The 445-nt window shown below is 52.1% G+C and carries 1 pseudogene; it reads left to right on the forward strand.

The window, feature by feature from the left end:
- Positions 1–421, forward strand: a pseudogene (locus ACTHUT_RS22035) (5-demethoxyubiquinol-8 5-hydroxylase UbiM); the annotation flags it as partial.
- Positions 422–445: the final 24 nt, after the last annotated feature.

The following is a 445-nucleotide window of genomic DNA, read 5'->3' on the forward strand; positions in this document are numbered from 1 at the left end:
ACTCAAAGGCCGTCTGGGCGATATGGAATTGGTCAGCACCATTCCCAATTATCCTTTGGTCGGCCTGATTGCCCAACGTTTCTACGGCAAACGCAGCGCGTTGATCGGCGATGCCGCGGTCGGTATGCCTCCGGTTGCTGCGCACGGTTTCGACTTGGGTCTGGCAAGTGCCGATCTTTTGGCCAAATTGGTTCTTGAAGCCGAGCAACGTGGTCAGGATATTGGTGCGAAGAGCCTGCTGGAAAAATACAGCACCAAGCATATGCTCCACGCCCCTCCGATTTACCACGGCACCACTATGCTGCTGAAACTCTTTACCAATGAAACTGCTCCGGCGAAACTGCTGCGCGTTTTGGTATTGCGTGCAGACAATAACTTCCAGCCGCTGAAAAACCTGATTACCAAGCAGTTGACCGGTTAATCATTTGAAAACATAAACGGCCGT

The sequence above is a fragment of the Neisseria sp. P0022.S010 genome (assembly GCF_051956635.1).